Raw genomic sequence first — 15,330 nt, forward strand, 5'->3', positions numbered from 1 at the left:
GTATTTAAAATGAAAGTAGGTATTTTAGGCGCAGGTCAATTAGGAAGAATGCTTGCCATTGCAGGTTATCCCTTAAATCACCAATTTGGTTTTTCAGGTAACAATAACGATGAACCTGCCTCTTTATTGGGGTGTATGTTTACTGGTGAAGAAAATATTGAATCTCTGATTGACTTTGCCGATGTGATTACTTACGAAAGCGAAAACACTGATGTAGAGATTGTGCATGCCATCAATCAAAAAGTGCCGGTTTATCCTAGTGAAAAATCCCTCTTCACCACCCAGCATCGTGGCCGTGAAAAAGCCTTATTTGACCAACTCAACATCCCTTGTGCGCCTTATCAAATGGTTAACTCTGAGGCAGATTTAAAGCAAGCGGTTGAAATAATTGGCTTGCCTGCCATCTTAAAAACAGCCACCGAAGGTTATGATGGCAAAGGTCAGTTTTTGATGCGTGATACAAATCAAATCACGGCAGCATGGGACAGTATGAATGGCGTTGAGTCTATTTTAGAAGGCTTTGTTGATTTTAAGCGTGAACTTTCGTTGATTGCCGTGCGTGATACCCATAACAATCACAAATATTATCCGTTGGTCGAAAATGATCATCATGATGGTATTTTGCGATTAACTGTTGCCCCTGCACAAAATATTGACGAATGTGTACAAAAAACTGCCGAACGCTATATGCAAACTTTATTGGATGAAATGAACCATATTGGCGTTCTAACAATTGAATTATTTGAAACGGAAAACGGGCTGGTGGTCAATGAAATGGCACCTAGAGTACATAATTCAGGACATTGGAGCATCGAAGGTGCCAATACCTCACAGTTTGAAAACCATATTCGTGCCATTACTGGTCAACCGCTTGGCGATACCACGCCTAGCCACCCATTTTGTGCAATGATTAATATTATTGGTAAAGTTGGCAACACTGATATTGTATTAAATATGCCCAATGCACATTTACACTTATACGACAAAGAAGAGCGTGCCAATAGAAAATTGGGGCACATTAATATGACAGCAAGTTCTGCGCAAGAACTGCATGACAGTATTCAAAAATTACAGGAGTTTTTACCCAATGTCGACAATTAAATACAAATGGCACGAAGCAATGTTATACAAAGTTACAGGCGACCCGATTAGCATTAAACCCACGGATGACAAAGAAGAATTTGAAACCTCGGAACTACAAACTTTTATAGAAGGCTATTTGGGCTTTATCAAACAAGCAAATGGTATGCTGGTTATTAATGATGATGGCGAGGCATTAGGATTGCCTCAAAATGAGATGGCAGGTAAAAATGGCTACGCTTTATTTGGCAATGTTATTTTTGTCCCTATCGATAACGACAAAAGCACATTAGAGGTTACTACGCACTAATACCCTTTTTCAAAAACAAACTAGAACGCATCCTTATTGAAATTCTTGCCGTCACAGTATTTACATTTTCTGTCTCTAGGCTAGGAAAAACGCTTTTCTAAATAAGCGATAATATCAGCAGTTTCCAGCATCCACTCCACCTTTTCATCGCTGGTTATTTTTAAACAAGGCACTTGCACTTTGCCCGTTTCTTTCAATAATTCCGCTCTAAAGACACCTTGTCTATTTTGTGCATCTCGGGTGATAATATTAAGATTTAAACGCCTGATGGTTCTTCTGGTCTTGATACAAAATGGACAGCCAAAGAATTGATATAACTCAATATGAATAGTTTGCTCATCCACTTTTTGTTGTTGTTCAGCACTGCGTTTCACTTTGCTCACTGGAATTAACCAACTAATAAAAGCAATAATTGCGCCCAATCCGTTTCTAAAACCTTTTAATAATAATTTCATTTCTCTTTCCTTGCCTTGTAGGCGGTTAATGTATTTTCTAATAAAGTAGCAATGGTCATCGGTCCAACGCCACCAGGGACTGGGGTAATCCAGTCGGCAACTTTTTGAGCAGATTCAAAATCTACATCGCCAACCAAATGCCCATTGTCCAATTTATTGATGCCAACATCTATCACAATGGCACCTGATTTAATCCAATCACCTTGAATCATATTGGCAATACCAACCGCTGCCACAACAATGTCAGCTTGTTTGAGCTTGCCAGATAAATCTTGGGTTTTGCTATTGCAAATGGTCACTGTAGCACGGGCATTTAATAATTCCATTGCCATCGGTCGCCCCACAATATTTGATGCACCTACAACCACACAATGCTTGCCTGCCAAATCTACGCCAGTTGTTTTAAGCATGGTCATTACACCCTTAGGTGTGCAGGGGCGAAGAAAGGGGTTATTTTGCATTAGTTTGCCGATATTTTCACTGTGAAAACCATCCACATCTTTTGCCGGATTGATGGCTTCAATAACCAAATTAGCATCCAAATGTTGTGGCAATGGCAACTGCACTAGAATACCATCAATTTTATCATCGTTATTTAAGCGCTCAATTTCAGACGATAACGCTGCTTGAGTAATGCTTGCTGGCTTGTTAATTTTTTCAGAATAAAAACCTGCTTCCTTACAAGCAATGCCTTTGTTGCGCACATAAACTGCTGAAGCGGGATCATCACCTATTAAAATCACCGCTAAACCCGGTTTTCGTTCCAATAATGCCACTTCATTGGCAATGGTTTGTCTTAATTCCTGTGCAATTTGTTTGCCGTCAATAATCATTGTAATGCCTCCCTTACTTTGTCCAAATCTGCCTGCGTATCCACGCCAAAACCTACGGAAGCACACGCTTTGCTAATATGTATTTCAAACCCTTCGTTAAGCACAGTGAGTTGTTCTAATTTTTCCACTTGCTCGTAATCCGATCTATTCATGGTCAAATATTGCTTAATAAAGCCTGAGCGATAAGCGTAAATACCAATGTGTTTAAAACACAGTGTGGCATCAAAATCTGCTTCATTTCGAAAGGCAGGAATGGGTGAGCGAGAAAAATAAAGCGCTTTGCCAAATTTATCAAACACCACTTTCACGCAATTTGAATCTAAATATTGTGCCTCGTCCACTACATTTTCGCACAGCGTTGCCATTTGCATTTTTGAATCTATTAAGTTTTGTGCCACTTGTTGAATGACTTGTGCTGCCAGCATTGGCTCATCGCCTTGCACATTGACAATAACTTTCTCATCGTCAATATCCAACTTTGTCAATACCTCTGCAATGCGAGCAGTGCCTGAAGTGTGTTTGGTGCTGGTCATACAAATCGTGGCACCAAATTCATGGGCAACTGCCTCAATTCGTTTGTCATCGGTGGCAATAATTACCTGACTTGCGCCACTTTTTTTGGCGTTTTCATAGGTGTGTTGAAGGAGGGGTTTGCCGTGAATATCTTGCAATAATTTCGCACTCAATCGAGTTGAGGCGTAGCGTGCAGGAATAATGACAATAAAACTCATTGGCTTATTTTTCTCGCCTCTTCGACCAGTAAAACTGGGATGTCGTCAACAATAGGATATGCCAATGCGCTTTCCTCACAAACCAATTCATCACCTACTTGCTTGAGTGGTGCTTTGCTTTGTGGGCAAACCAATAATTTTAATAAGGACTCGTCAATCATAATTTTGCATCAAGTTGTTGTAAAAAATCTTCATCTAATTGGGCTTCTACTTGCAAAACCCACATATTTTCATCAATGAATGGTGTGCATTTTACACAATCCTTGGCGGTCATAAGAATGGGATGTGTTTCTTTAAAATTCAAATCTTGTGCCACGAACGCATGGTGGTCTTTAAAAGGGTGGCAAATCAAATGAATGTCCAAATCAGTTAAGGTGGAAAAAAATTTGCTGGGCTTTCCAATGCCAGCCACAGCATGACAAGTTTGCCCTTGAAAATAATCCAGTGGTTGTTTTTGCTGGGTTTTTAGATGGATAAACGCCATGGGTTTTAGTGTGCTTTGCATGACAAAATCCACATTTTTCAAACGCTTTTTAGGCTCTCTCAACGGCCCTGCTGGTAATAAAAAACCATTACCAAAACCATTTTCCACGCAAATCTCAACCGTCCTACCCATGCCGTAATGTTGCAAGCCATCATCGCTAATCACAATATCTACCCCATGCTGGGTAATTAAATCTTGCACTGCTTGCGCACGATTTTTATTCACCATAACTGGTACTTGCGTTTGTTGATAAATCAACATCGGCTCATCTCCCACCCTTTCAGCTCTTGAATTTTCATCCACCAATTGAGAGGCTGAGTCTTTTGATTTTCCACCATAACCTCGTGAAACCACACCAACTTTTTTTCCTTGCTGTTTAAAATGTTCAACCAAAGCGATAACAATCGGTGTTTTGCCTGTGCCACCAACAGTAATATTGCCCACCACAATAACAGGCACAGAAAATTGATGCGTGGTGAATAAACCCATGCGATAAAGCCCCTTTCTGACCAGCGACAATAAGTAAAAAACTGCCGATAATGGCAGTAATAAATAATGGGCAATATTGCTCGTGTTTAAATCAATAGTCACTGTCGGACCGGTATTTTTTCTCAGTAAACTTCAACACACCTGCTGCCATTGACAATATCAGAATTGCAATAACCATAACCAATAAATTAAACTTATCATGCGTTACCAAAGATTTCATATCAATCACCAAAAAACGAGTGATAGCAGTAATGGCAATAAAGATTAAGAAAACAACAGGCATTTTATGAGTTTTGAAATAAATACCCGTCATTGCCCCCAGTTCCAAATAAATAAACAGCAATAAAATATCTTTAAGTGAAGCAAAACCTGATTCATGCTGCATAATCAAAAAATACTCATGAATCGCTGACCAAACAATTGTAGCACCAATCACAAACAGTCCGATAATATGAAAAATTTCAATCATAAAATTACCCAATTGGTCAATTTTATTTTTAATGGTTGTGTTTGGCATTTTCTCTCCTCTGTTTTTTAGACTTTTGCTAAATTATTCAAGACCTTTATCAATATAGATGATTGGTAAAATTCAATTTTTGCCCACTTGGTGTTTTCTTTAAACTCTGTTCTAATAAGGCTAAATCTGGATTTAAAAAATTACCAAGTGGGTGAAAAGTGGATTCTTGATGATTGTTTATATTAATACAAAAGTCTATATTCATATTATATGCAAAGGTCTTTACTTTTAAAGTGTTAATTATGACAAAATATTAACCTTATGAACATTGAATTTAAAATTTCCAACCAATATTTACGATCTAACCGAAAAAAAGGGTTAGTTTCTTTCATTTCTGGCGTCTCTATTGTTGGGTTAATATTAGGTATGATAACGCTGATTACTGTTTTATCAGTGATGAATGGCTTTCACAAAGAGCTGCGTGATAGAGTATTAGGCGCTATTTCACACTCCTACATTTCAGCATATAATGGCAAAATCGAAAATTGGCAAACACTACAAACAAAGATTAACCAGCATCCAAATGTTATTAGCACCTCACCTTATATAAAAAAATATGCACTCATCAACACACCCTTTGGCTCACAAGGTATTCTTGTTAGGGGTGTCAAACCAGAATTAGAAAAAAAGACCTCAGTGTTACTCGACAACATTAAATTTGGCACTGCAAAATTAAGCAAATCTAATATTTTAATTGGCACAGGATTAGCAGCAGAACTGGGGGTGGTTTTAGGGGATAAAGTAACTTTATTAACACCACAATTATCTGCCAATATTCTCGGTATGCAGCCTAGATTTAAACGCTTTGTAGTAACGGGTATTTTTGATGCAGGCGTTAGTGAATATGACAACAATTTGGCTTTTATTAGCCTTAGGCAAGCGCAATTACTATATACCATGAAGTCCAAAGTCTCAGGCATTCGGTTAAAAGTGGACGATTTATTTAATGCCAAAAAAATCACCGAAGAAGTGCTTGATGGATTAAATTCTGAACAATACTACGGCGTTGACTGGATGCAGCAAAAGGCAAATTTCATTAAAGCCTTAAATCTTGAAAAGCAGATGATTGGCATTGTGTTGTTTTTGATTATTGCCGTTGCTGCATTCAATGTGGTTTCCATGATGGTTATGGTGGTTGCTGATAAAAAAGCCGATATTGCCATCCTCAGAACCATTGGCATGACCCCAAGACGCATTGTTAAACTGTTCTTTTATCAAGGCATCACCATTGGCATTATTGGTATTGTCATTGGCACAATATTAGGGGTAATACTAGCGTTTAATATAGAACCCGTCATTGGTACGATTGAATCCATATTGGGATTTCAATTCTTTCCTCAAGATGTGTTTTATATTAATCGTTTTCCTTCTGAAGTGCACTTAAATGATGTAATCACAGTGGCAGTTAGCGCCTTTGTTTTGGTGGTCATTGCTTCTATTTACCCTGCAAAACGCGCAGGAAAACTGCAAATCTCAGAGGTGCTTAATCATGAATAAAATCATTGAATGTCAAGCGTTAAATTACAGTTACCAGAATAACAAAGTTCAAACGCCCGTATTAAGTGCCTTAAACTTAGTCGTTCATCAATCAGAATCCCTTGCCATCATTGGAGAGTCGGGTTGTGGCAAATCCACCTTACTTAATTTATTGGGCGGTATGAGCCGACCTAGCACTGGAAAGGTAATGGTCAACGGGTTTGATTTGTCGCAACTGAATGAAGAAAAAGTTACTCTTCTGCGTGCGCAACACTTAGGGTTTGTGTATCAATTCCATCATTTATTAAAAGATTTTAGTGCCTTAGACAATGTGGCAATGCCACTGCTAATTCGTGGCGATGATATGCAAACAGCGATTAAAAAATCCAGTAAAATATTAGCAGATATTGGCTTACAAGATAGACTCAATCACAAACCTGCAGAATTATCTGGCGGTCAACGACAACGGGTTGCTATTGCACGCGCTTTAATTAACAAACCAAGTTGCCTGTTAGCCGACGAACCTACAGGTAATTTAGATGCCAAAAGTGCAAAAGAAGTTTTAGGTCTAATGATGGAACTTAATCAACAACAAAAGTCAGCTTTGATTTTAGTTACCCACGATATGTCCATTGCCAAGCAAATGGACAGATTTTTAACTCTAAAAAATGGAACCCTAATATGAATATACATCAAATGCAAATTTCTTATTCAAACCAAGAAGACAGACTTATCCTCAGCATTAACAGCAAAGAAAATGAAGAATTACGCCTATTTTTAACCCGCCGAATTGTCGCCTCATTTTGGGAAATTCTCAATAAAACCATCAGCCATTCTTTATCCATTGCCACACCTAACGATATATTGGAACCAAAGGATGGGCAACCAGAGTCGCAAAAAAAGCAGATGGAGCAAAAAATGGAGCAGCAAATACAGCATCAAAACATCATTGAAAAAAGCGACTATGAAACACCTTTTAATAATGGCAATAAATTTCCAGTGGGTGAGGCACCTATTTTGGTGGAAAAAATCACCATTAATGTTTATGAAAATAACAATACCGCTCTCATTTTTGAAAGCAACAATGGGCAAAATATTAACTTAAATCTAAATCCACAACTGCTGCACAATCTCTCTGATTTACTTATTAGAGTTATGCCAAGCACAAATTGGAATATTGATCTCATGAGTGAAACCAATATACTCATTCCTGACAACCAAGACAAATTAGCCTTACATTAATTCATTTTTTTTTCAGAGGTGTTATGTTTAATGCCTTAATGCAAGACCTCTAAGAGATGAGACGCTAAATTTACAGCGTTATTTGATTACCAACCTTGGTTAACACATTGTCTGCATCAACATAACACAAGGTTGGGGTGTAATTTTTAATGTCATCTTCGTTATAACTGGCATAAGAGGCAATAATCAACAAATCACCTACCTTTGCCTTATGCGCTGCTGCGCCATTCACAGAAATCACACCTGAATTGTCTTTGCCACGAATGGCATAGGTGGTGAAACGATTGCCATTGTTAATATTGTAAATTTGGATTTGTTCAAAAGTGCCAATGCCTGCTGCATCTAATAAAATTCCATCAATTTCACACGAACCTTCATAATCCACCTCACTGGCGGTGGTAGTTACCCGATGGAGTTTAGATTTTAAAAATATTCTTTGCAAAATGCTTAACTCAAAAACTGAATCATAATACCAGCAGCAATCGCCGAACCAATCACACCCGCAACATTTGGCCCCATTGCATGCATTAACAAAAAGTTATGTGGATCAGTCTCTAAGCCTACTTTATTGGAAACGCGTGCTGCCATCGGTACAGCAGAAACACCAGCCGAACCAATCAAAGGGTTAATTTTATTTTTACTAAAAGCATTCATCAATTTTGCCATTAACAATCCGCACGCTGTACCAATGGCAAATGCCACCATACCAAGTACCAAAATACCCAGCGTTTCAGGTTGTAAAAACTTATCTGCCATCAACTTCGACCCAACTGCCAAGCCCAAGAAAATAGTAACAATATTAATCAATGCATTTTGCGTGGTATCGCTCAATCTATCAACCACACCCGATTCTTTCATTAAGTTACCAAAAGCAAACATACCCAATAGGGGTGCCGCATCTGGCAAGAGTAATGCCACTAACATCAGCAACATAATGGGGAAAATAATCTTCTCCGCTGACGATACTTCACGCAATTGCACCATTTTAATTTGACGCTCTTTTTTAGTGGTCAAAGCACGCATAATAGGCGGCTGAATCAGTGGCACTAAAGCCATATAAGAATAAGAAGCCACCGCAATTGCACCCAATAAATCAGGTGCCAATTTTGAGGCAACATAAATACTGGTGGGACCATCAGCGCCACCAATAATGCCAATCGCAGCAGCATCATTCAGACTAAAATCAAACACACCAATGGCAGTCAATCCTATTGCGCCCAATAAAGTGGCAAAAATACCAAACTGTGCCGCCGCACCGAGCAATAAAGTCTTTGGATTAGCAAGTAAAGGGCCAAAATCAGTTAATGCACCCACACCCATAAAAATAATCAACGGGAAAGCGCCAGACTCAATACCTACCACATAAAATACATGCAGAATGCCACTGCCTTCAGCGATACCTGCACCAGGGATATTGGCCAAAATCGCACCAAAACCAATCGGCAATAACAACAATGGCTCAAATTTTTTAACAATGGCCAAATATAAAAGTAGCATACCTACAAGCAACATCAGCCCCTGACCCCAAACCATTTGCTGTAATCCTGTGTTTGCCCAAAGTGTGTTTAATTGTTCCATTAAGAGACCTTTGTGTGATTATGAATAATTAGAAAAATGATGTTTTGATGATTGCTCATAATTGTATCAAAGTTTGCTCTATACCATGCTCAATAAAGTTTGACCCACTGTTACCGCATCGCCTTCTTTAACGCTGACGCTGGCGACCACGCCGCCTCTTGCCGCTTTGATTTCAGTTTCCATTTTCATGGCTTCTAAAATAACCAAAACATCGCCTTCATTAATTTTCTGATGTGGCAATACCATTACCTTCCAAATATTACCAGAAAGAGGAGCGCCAATGTCTTCAGTACCTGCTGCAGGTAGTTTCTCAATCATTTCTTTTTTTGCTGGTGTGGTTGCTGATACAGTTGCATCAGAGGCTGACTTCATAGAAGTAATATTGCCACCTGCAGAAACATCAACCTTATAAGAAGTGCCTTTAAATGAAACTGTATAACTGCCCTCTTCGGTCGAATTATTAACGCTATTACCTGCCTCTGGAACAGATTCAAAAAATTCAGCGTTATTGCGATTTTTTATAAAATTAATACCGACTTGTGGGAATAAGGCATAAGTCAATAAATCATCAATTTTATCGTCGGCTACAGTTAAGCCTTTTTCTGCAACAATTTTGTCAAACTCTTGCTCTAAGATGTTCATTTCTGGTGCAATATTATCTGCTGGGCGACAAGTAATAGGCTCGCCACCGTCCAAAACTTTGATTTGCAAAGCTTGATCAACAGGTGCAGGTGTTGCACCATATTCACCTTTTAAAATGCCTGCGGATTCTTTGGTAATGGTCTTGTAGCGTTCGCCTGTTAAGACATTTAAAACTGATTGCGTGCCAACAATTTGTGAGGTTGGTGTTACCAATGGAATGTAACCCAAATCTTTGCGCACTCGTGGAATCTCTGCCATGACCTCATCCATCTTGTCAATGGCATTTTGCTCACGCAATTGGCTTTCCATATTGGTCAACATACCACCCGGCACTTGCGACAATAAAATCCTTGAATCCACACCCTTAAGTGAACCTTCAAACTGTGCGTATTTAGCACGAATAGGTCTAAAATAAGCATCAATTTCTTCTAACTTCTCTAAATCTAGCCCTGTTTTTCTTGGACTATTTTCTAAAATAGCCACCACTGAATTAGTTGCTGAATGCCCATAAGTCATACTCATAGAGCCAATTGCTGTATCTACACGATCAATACCTGCTTCAACCGCTTTAACAATTGAAGCCGTTGATAATCCCGTGGTCGCATGTGCGTGTAATTGAATAGGAATGTCAACGGTTGCTTTAAGTTTTTTGACCAAATCATAAGCATCATAAGGGTGTAATAAACCCGCCATATCTTTAATACATAAAGAATGCGCACCCATATCTTCAATGGCTTTTGCCATATCAACCCAAGTTTGCATGGTATGCACCGGACTCACTGTATAAGAAATTGTGCCTTGCGCATGCTGTCCCAACTTCACTGTTTGGTCAACTGCCGTTTTAAGATTGCGCATATCATTCATGGCATCAAAAATACGGAACACACTCACGCCATTTTCAGCACAACGGTCAATAAATTTTCGCACCACATCATCACTATAATGACGATAACCTAATAAATTCTGCCCTCTGAGCAACATTTGCTGAGGCGTGTTAGGCATTACTGCTTTGATTTCACGAATTCTATCCCAAGGGTCTTCGCCAAGATAGCGAATGCAAGAGTCAAAAGTTGCCCCGCCCCAAGATTCCATTGACCAATAACCAATCTTATCAAGTTTATCAGCAATTGGCAGCATATCATCAATACGCATTCTCGTTGCAAATAGAGATTGGTGCGCATCCCGAAAAACAAGTTCGGTAATTTCTACTTTTTTGGTATTTTTCTGGTTATCAGGTTTTTGAACAACATTCTTTAGAAAGTCTAGCATTTTTTCTACGCCCCCCTATGTATCTTAATGGCTTCTTCAATGACAAACTTGGTTTCTTCATCCAATTCATCGTCCATTCCATTAATTGCCACTGATGCCTGCCTACTTTTTCTTTGAATAATAATTGACATTAATTTGGTAACAAACACCAATAAAGTCAAAAACAAAAAGACAAAACCCATCCCAAACAGGGTTAGGTTTAACGCTTCTGCCATTAAATCTACTTGTTCCATATTATTCACTTTAATTTAAATTTGGTACCGATGGACGGGGTCGAACCGTCACTCCTTGCGGAACTGGATTTTGAATCCAGCGTGTCTACCAATTCCACCACATCGGCAATATCTTTTTTTATTTATGTCTAAAGGTAATTCTACCTTTGGTTAGGTCGTAAGGTGTCATTTCTACCGTTACCCTATCTCCTGGCAAAATACGAATATAGTGTTTACGAATCTTACCAGAAATATGTGCCAATACACTGTGCCCATTCTCTAGCTCAACAGTAAAAGTGGTATTTGGTAATTTTTCCTTAACAACACCTTCTAATTCAATGTAATCACTTTTCGACATATGTCTTAACAACTTTATCAATAAAAAAAGTTATTTTACTCCATTGCCACTCCCTTAAACAAAAAAAAGACCAAGGTTTTAAACACTAAAATAAATACCCCAAGAAGACCCTTGTATTAGACATGGATGTTGAATAAAATTTGATCTTTATGAGACCTTTGCATAAATATGGATGATTAGCAAAATTCAATTTTTGCCCACTTGGTGATTTTCTTAAACCTTGTCCTAGCAGGACTAAGACTGGGTTTAAAAAATTACCAAGTGGGTGAAAAGTGGATTGTTGATGATTATTTATATTTATGCCAAGGTCTCTTTATGTGATGTTTATGTTTAATGTAGAGACTTCCTAAGGCCTTTACATAAATATGAATGATGAGCAAAAGGTGGATTCTTAATCATTATTTATATTTATGTAAAGGTCTCACGCTATAATAAACCTCATTTATAGACTATATTTATATACAAAATGAAAACAAGTTTTGAATTTTTTCCACCAAGAACTGAAAAAGGTAAGCAAAATTTAGCGCAAGTTCGACAAGAATTAAGCGTTATTCAGCCAGACTATTTCTCCGTTACTTTTGGCGCTGGTGGCACAACACAAGACGCCACATTGGAGACAATATTAAACATTCAGAAAAATGACACCATTCCTGCCGCCCCTCATTTGTCTTGTATTGGTTCTGAGAAAGAGAATATTATTGAGTTACTTGACCAATATAAAGCAGCTGGTGTTAATCGTATTGTGGCTTTGCGTGGCGATATTCCATCGGGTGTGCGTGATATTGGTGATTTCCATTATGCCAATGAATTGGTTGAATTTATCAAGACACACTATAACGAGCAATTTCATATTGAAGTGGCGGCTTATCCTGAAATGCACCCACAAGCAAAAAACATTCACGCTGATTTACAACATTTTGCCAACAAAGTGAAAACCGGTGCAGATAGTGCAATTACGCAGTATTTTTATAATGCAGATGCCTATTTTAGATTTGTCGATGACATTGAAAAACTTGGTATTAATATTCCAATAACACCCGGTATTATGCCAATCACTAACTATGCGCAATTGGTTAGATTTTCTCAGATGTGTGGTGCAGAAATTCCAAAATGGATTTTAGAAAGATTAAAATTGTATGAAAATGATCTTGATGCACTCAGTGCATTCGGCACAGAAGTGGTTACTAACTTATGTCAAACACTCAAAAGCCAAGGGGTAGAAAGTTTTCATTTTTATTCAATGAACCGCTCACAGCCTTCATTAGATATTGCCAAAACTGTTTTATAAAGCACGCTAAAAAATTTTAGGGGTTTCAGGTAACAATCTTTGCTATTAATGTTGGGATTTAACCCAGCCTTGTAACTTGTGTAAGGAGGCTTTGTCTTGAGAATGGCAATGCGTTTCAAGTATCTCTAAACGCTCAGTCAATTCAGAAAACACCATTTGATAATGTTGATTTTTAACTTGGGCTTTATAAAGTTTGGACTTTAGATTGTTAATAATACCCATGTAAGATTTTTCATTTTCATTGTGTAAGCTTTTATCAACTTCTATTTTCTTTATGGCATCATTTTTAATTTGTTGCATTTTCTGGATGTATTGATCTTGCTCAGAATTTAAACCTGCATTTGGATATGCCAATCTTAAACTGTCGGTTGTCACATAACCTTCGTGCGTTTGTAATTTACCGCTGTTGATTTGATTTTGGATGTCAAAACGACTGATACCCAACATTCTTGCCGCCTTGGATACGCTTAATTTAACCATTTATCCCCCTCAAGTAATTTATGGTGTAATGCATTATACCATTTATAAAAAATAATCATCAAGAATCCACTTTTCACCCACTTGGTAATTTTTTAAACCCAGCCTTAGCCTTGTTAGGACAAGGTTTAAGAAAAGCACCAAGTGGGTGAAAATTGAATTTTGCTAATCATCCATATTTATGCAAAGGTCTCTGGATATATTAAAGCAGATTTTAGGTTGTTTAGGAATTTAAGTTGGTGACGAGATTAATGTTTTAATGGTAACCCTACTAAGTCTTGTTACGCAGAGCAACTCTAGTAATACCAATGTGCTTAAAGTGGCTGGTAATTCAGGTGATAAAGTTGAAGCAACTAGATTTTTATCAAGTCAGGCACCGAGAAATGCTAATGATGTGTTATAGCCATGCCAGCAGAATTGTGGGTAGATCAAGATTTAGCGTTGTTCTAGGTAGTTTTTTAAAGATGTAGATGGTATTGCCAATGGGGTGAAAAGTGGGCTCTTAATGATTGTTCATATTTATGTAAAGTCTCTTATAAACTACATTGAATGGCTTTAAGTAGCCCCTCATCACGGGTTTCTATTGCCACTTTAATTTGATTAAAACCTATAGATTGTGCAAAAACTTTAATGCGTTCGCTTAATACTACAAGTGGATAACGCTTAATTAAGTTCAGTGCTTTTGTGTCAATCTGTTTAATCATAAACACTAGTGCAGAAAGATTTTCAACGCTGGTGGCAGTAACAATGCCTTGATTGCTTTGTAAGAAATTCAACAAAGAATCGCGATGTAAAGGTGTGATATTACACCGCACACGCTGATAAACTTCAATGTACTCAACTTTATTATTTTTACTCAAACTGTCTTTAAGGGTTTCCCTACCGCCTTTGCCTCGAAAAATCAAAACAGTTTGATGATGCAGTGCTTGCAATTCACTCATTGCCAATAAAGCTTCGCTTGACGCTTTTTGCGCTGGAAAAGCATCAACTTGAATACCATACTCTTCCAACTTTTTTGCAGTTGCAGCGCCTACGGCAAAAATCTTGGTGGTTTGTTGATAATCCAATATTTTTAAAGTTTCTAATCCATGTTCAACTGCATTAGCGCTGATAAAAATCAATACATTGTAATGCGTTTTAAGAGGCTTATTATTGAGTAACTCAATCTCTAAAGTAGGGAATAACACTGGCTGATAACCCTGCTCACTGAGTAAAGTTTGCAACGGTTGAACTTGTGACAGTGCGCGCGTTAACAATATACGCAAGGCTTTAATGCCCCAATAATTCAGAAATAATGCGCATTTTATCTAAAGCTTCACGCTCTGCAAACTTGCAAATCAATATGGTTTTGGTGTTTACGCTTGCAATACTTTCAAGATAACTACGCATTTCCTGCTCATCCCACATCTTGGCAGCATATAACACTGGATATTTATTAAAACTAAGTAACAACCCTGACGCCTTTACTTCTTGCAAATCTAACTTAAGCGCTTTAAGAGATTGAAAACAAATGTTATAACCAGACAATACACCCATTATTGCTGCACTTGGTGCATGCGTCACTTCGCAAAATAAGATAAAATCATCTGCATAACCTTGCACAATTTTTAGCAATTCTTTGAGTGTTTCTATATCGGTTAATTGCGATTCTTCCACTGTTAGCACCAGCACAAACTCCTCTTCCTCATCCTCTTTCATGTCTGCAAAGATTTGTTCAAGGTCTTCATTGGTGTCAATTGCCAAAGAAAGTGTTTTAAAAATAGCCGTATAATAATCAAAACGCCAGTCTTCTGGCAAATCATCAGGATAGAAATCATCTTGCAAGCCCAGTCCACTACGACCAATTAAAAATTCTGTTTTGTTCATTTTGTTGTATATCCCTTTATAAT

The 15,330-nt window shown here is 37.9% G+C and carries 22 protein-coding genes and 1 tRNA gene; 7 read left to right on the plus strand and 16 right to left on the minus strand.

Going from position 1 to position 15,330, the window contains the following annotated elements; translation table 11 throughout:
- Positions 1–9: 9 nt before the first annotated feature.
- A complete protein-coding gene (locus MS2017_RS08520; RefSeq protein WP_071563829.1) occupies positions 10–1,101 on the plus strand; it encodes a 5-(carboxyamino)imidazole ribonucleotide synthase in 1,092 nt (363 codons plus the stop codon).
- Positions 1,088–1,390, plus strand: a complete 303-nt coding sequence (locus tag MS2017_RS08525; protein ID WP_122951925.1) for a DUF3846 domain-containing protein — start codon at positions 1,088–1,090, stop codon at positions 1,388–1,390. The genes MS2017_RS08520 and MS2017_RS08525 overlap by 14 nt, the downstream gene beginning before the upstream one ends.
- A gap of 80 nt (positions 1,391–1,470) precedes the next feature.
- Here the strand turns inward: MS2017_RS08525 and MS2017_RS08530 are convergent, their stop codons facing one another.
- The 7 genes from MS2017_RS08530 to MS2017_RS11495 are packed head-to-tail and all read right to left on the minus strand — an operon-like array spanning position 1,471 to position 5,104.
- Entirely contained in the window at positions 1,471–1,845 is a 375-nt protein-coding gene (locus tag MS2017_RS08530) for a glutaredoxin domain-containing protein (RefSeq protein WP_071563827.1), read from the minus strand.
- Positions 1,842–2,678 (minus strand): bifunctional methylenetetrahydrofolate dehydrogenase/methenyltetrahydrofolate cyclohydrolase FolD, encoded by an 837-nt coding sequence (gene folD, locus MS2017_RS08535; protein WP_122951926.1) that lies wholly within the window; start codon positions 2,676–2,678, stop codon positions 1,842–1,844. Before folD ends, MS2017_RS08530 begins: the two co-directional genes overlap by 4 nt.
- Positions 2,675–3,409, minus strand: coding sequence for a 3-deoxy-manno-octulosonate cytidylyltransferase (kdsB, locus tag MS2017_RS08540; protein ID WP_122951927.1), 735 nt, complete (start codon positions 3,407–3,409; stop codon positions 2,675–2,677). Before kdsB ends, folD begins: the two co-directional genes overlap by 4 nt.
- Positions 3,406–3,570: a Trm112 family protein gene (locus tag MS2017_RS08545; RefSeq protein WP_071563824.1), complete on the minus strand. Its 165-nt coding sequence runs from the start codon at positions 3,568–3,570 to the stop codon at positions 3,406–3,408. Before MS2017_RS08545 ends, kdsB begins: the two co-directional genes overlap by 4 nt.
- Complete coding sequence (gene lpxK, locus MS2017_RS08550) at positions 3,567–4,484, minus strand: tetraacyldisaccharide 4'-kinase (RefSeq protein WP_338134305.1); 918 nt, start codon at positions 4,482–4,484, stop codon at positions 3,567–3,569. Before lpxK ends, MS2017_RS08545 begins: the two co-directional genes overlap by 4 nt.
- Entirely contained in the window at positions 4,474–4,899 is a 426-nt protein-coding gene (locus MS2017_RS08555) for a phosphate-starvation-inducible protein PsiE (protein ID WP_071563822.1), read from the minus strand. Before MS2017_RS08555 ends, lpxK begins: the two co-directional genes overlap by 11 nt.
- A gap of 49 nt (positions 4,900–4,948) precedes the next feature.
- Positions 4,949–5,104, minus strand: a complete 156-nt coding sequence (locus MS2017_RS11495; protein ID WP_158009257.1) for a hypothetical protein — start codon at positions 5,102–5,104, stop codon at positions 4,949–4,951.
- 56 nt (positions 5,105–5,160) lie between these two features.
- Here MS2017_RS11495 and MS2017_RS08560 point away from each other — a divergent pair, with 56 nt between their 5' ends.
- Genes MS2017_RS08560 through MS2017_RS08570 form a run of 3 tightly spaced genes read left to right on the plus strand, consistent with a single transcriptional unit; the run spans position 5,161 to position 7,617 of the window.
- On the plus strand, positions 5,161–6,396 hold the full coding sequence (locus MS2017_RS08560) for a lipoprotein-releasing ABC transporter permease subunit (RefSeq protein WP_122951928.1): 1,236 nt from the start codon (positions 5,161–5,163) through the stop codon (positions 6,394–6,396).
- A complete protein-coding gene (locus MS2017_RS08565; protein ID WP_071563820.1) occupies positions 6,389–7,060 on the plus strand; it encodes an ABC transporter ATP-binding protein in 672 nt (223 codons plus the stop codon). The genes MS2017_RS08560 and MS2017_RS08565 overlap by 8 nt, the downstream gene beginning before the upstream one ends.
- Entirely contained in the window at positions 7,057–7,617 is a 561-nt protein-coding gene (locus MS2017_RS08570; protein WP_122951929.1) for a hypothetical protein, read from the plus strand. The genes MS2017_RS08565 and MS2017_RS08570 overlap by 4 nt, the downstream gene beginning before the upstream one ends.
- A gap of 70 nt (positions 7,618–7,687) precedes the next feature.
- On the opposite strand, the gene panD is transcribed toward MS2017_RS08570, so the two are convergent.
- From panD to infA, 6 genes are all read right to left on the minus strand, one after another.
- The gene (panD, locus tag MS2017_RS08575; RefSeq protein WP_122951930.1) at positions 7,688–8,059 is read right to left on the minus strand and encodes an aspartate 1-decarboxylase; all 372 of its coding nucleotides are present in this window, start codon (positions 8,057–8,059) and stop codon (positions 7,688–7,690) included.
- 5 nt (positions 8,060–8,064) lie between these two features.
- The gene (locus tag MS2017_RS08580; protein WP_071563817.1) at positions 8,065–9,195 is read right to left on the minus strand and encodes a sodium ion-translocating decarboxylase subunit beta; all 1,131 of its coding nucleotides are present in this window, start codon (positions 9,193–9,195) and stop codon (positions 8,065–8,067) included.
- 78 nt (positions 9,196–9,273) lie between these two features.
- A complete protein-coding gene (gene oadA / locus MS2017_RS08585) occupies positions 9,274–11,106 on the minus strand; it encodes a sodium-extruding oxaloacetate decarboxylase subunit alpha (protein ID WP_122951931.1) in 1,833 nt (610 codons plus the stop codon).
- Between the two features lie 5 nt (positions 11,107–11,111).
- A complete protein-coding gene (locus tag MS2017_RS08590) occupies positions 11,112–11,339 on the minus strand; it encodes an OadG family protein (RefSeq protein ID WP_071563815.1) in 228 nt (75 codons plus the stop codon).
- A 22-nt stretch (positions 11,340–11,361) separates the two neighbouring features.
- Positions 11,362–11,446: transfer RNA gene (locus MS2017_RS08595), tRNA-Leu, on the minus strand.
- Positions 11,447–11,457: 11 nt separating this feature from the next.
- Positions 11,458–11,676 carry a translation initiation factor IF-1 gene (gene infA / locus MS2017_RS08600; protein ID WP_071563814.1) on the minus strand — a complete coding sequence of 73 codons (219 nt, stop codon included), beginning with the start codon at positions 11,674–11,676 and terminating at the stop codon, positions 11,458–11,460.
- 466 nt (positions 11,677–12,142) lie between these two features.
- Here infA and metF point away from each other — a divergent pair, with 466 nt between their 5' ends.
- Positions 12,143–12,964 carry a methylenetetrahydrofolate reductase [NAD(P)H] gene (metF, locus tag MS2017_RS08605; RefSeq protein WP_071563813.1) on the plus strand — a complete coding sequence of 274 codons (822 nt, stop codon included), beginning with the start codon at positions 12,143–12,145 and terminating at the stop codon, positions 12,962–12,964.
- A gap of 45 nt (positions 12,965–13,009) precedes the next feature.
- Here metF and MS2017_RS08610 read toward each other — a convergent pair whose 3' ends face one another.
- Positions 13,010–13,444 (minus strand): hypothetical protein, encoded by a 435-nt coding sequence (locus MS2017_RS08610; protein ID WP_071563812.1) that lies wholly within the window; start codon positions 13,442–13,444, stop codon positions 13,010–13,012.
- 256 nt (positions 13,445–13,700) lie between these two features.
- On the opposite strand from MS2017_RS08610, the gene MS2017_RS11500 reads away from it, so the two are divergent.
- Positions 13,701–13,844, plus strand: a complete 144-nt coding sequence (locus MS2017_RS11500) for a hypothetical protein (protein ID WP_164707681.1) — start codon at positions 13,701–13,703, stop codon at positions 13,842–13,844.
- A gap of 130 nt (positions 13,845–13,974) precedes the next feature.
- Here MS2017_RS11500 and MS2017_RS08615 read toward each other — a convergent pair whose 3' ends face one another.
- Positions 13,975–14,706 (minus strand): uroporphyrinogen-III synthase, encoded by a 732-nt coding sequence (locus tag MS2017_RS08615; RefSeq protein WP_122951932.1) that lies wholly within the window; start codon positions 14,704–14,706, stop codon positions 13,975–13,977.
- A 4-nt stretch (positions 14,707–14,710) separates the two neighbouring features.
- A complete protein-coding gene (locus MS2017_RS08620) occupies positions 14,711–15,307 on the minus strand; it encodes a hypothetical protein (RefSeq protein ID WP_071564634.1) in 597 nt (198 codons plus the stop codon).
- Positions 15,308–15,330: the final 23 nt, after the last annotated feature.

This window comes from Bathymodiolus thermophilus thioautotrophic gill symbiont, from assembly GCF_003711265.1.
In the GTDB taxonomy this organism is placed as follows: domain Bacteria; phylum Pseudomonadota; class Gammaproteobacteria; order PS1; family Pseudothioglobaceae; genus Thiodubiliella.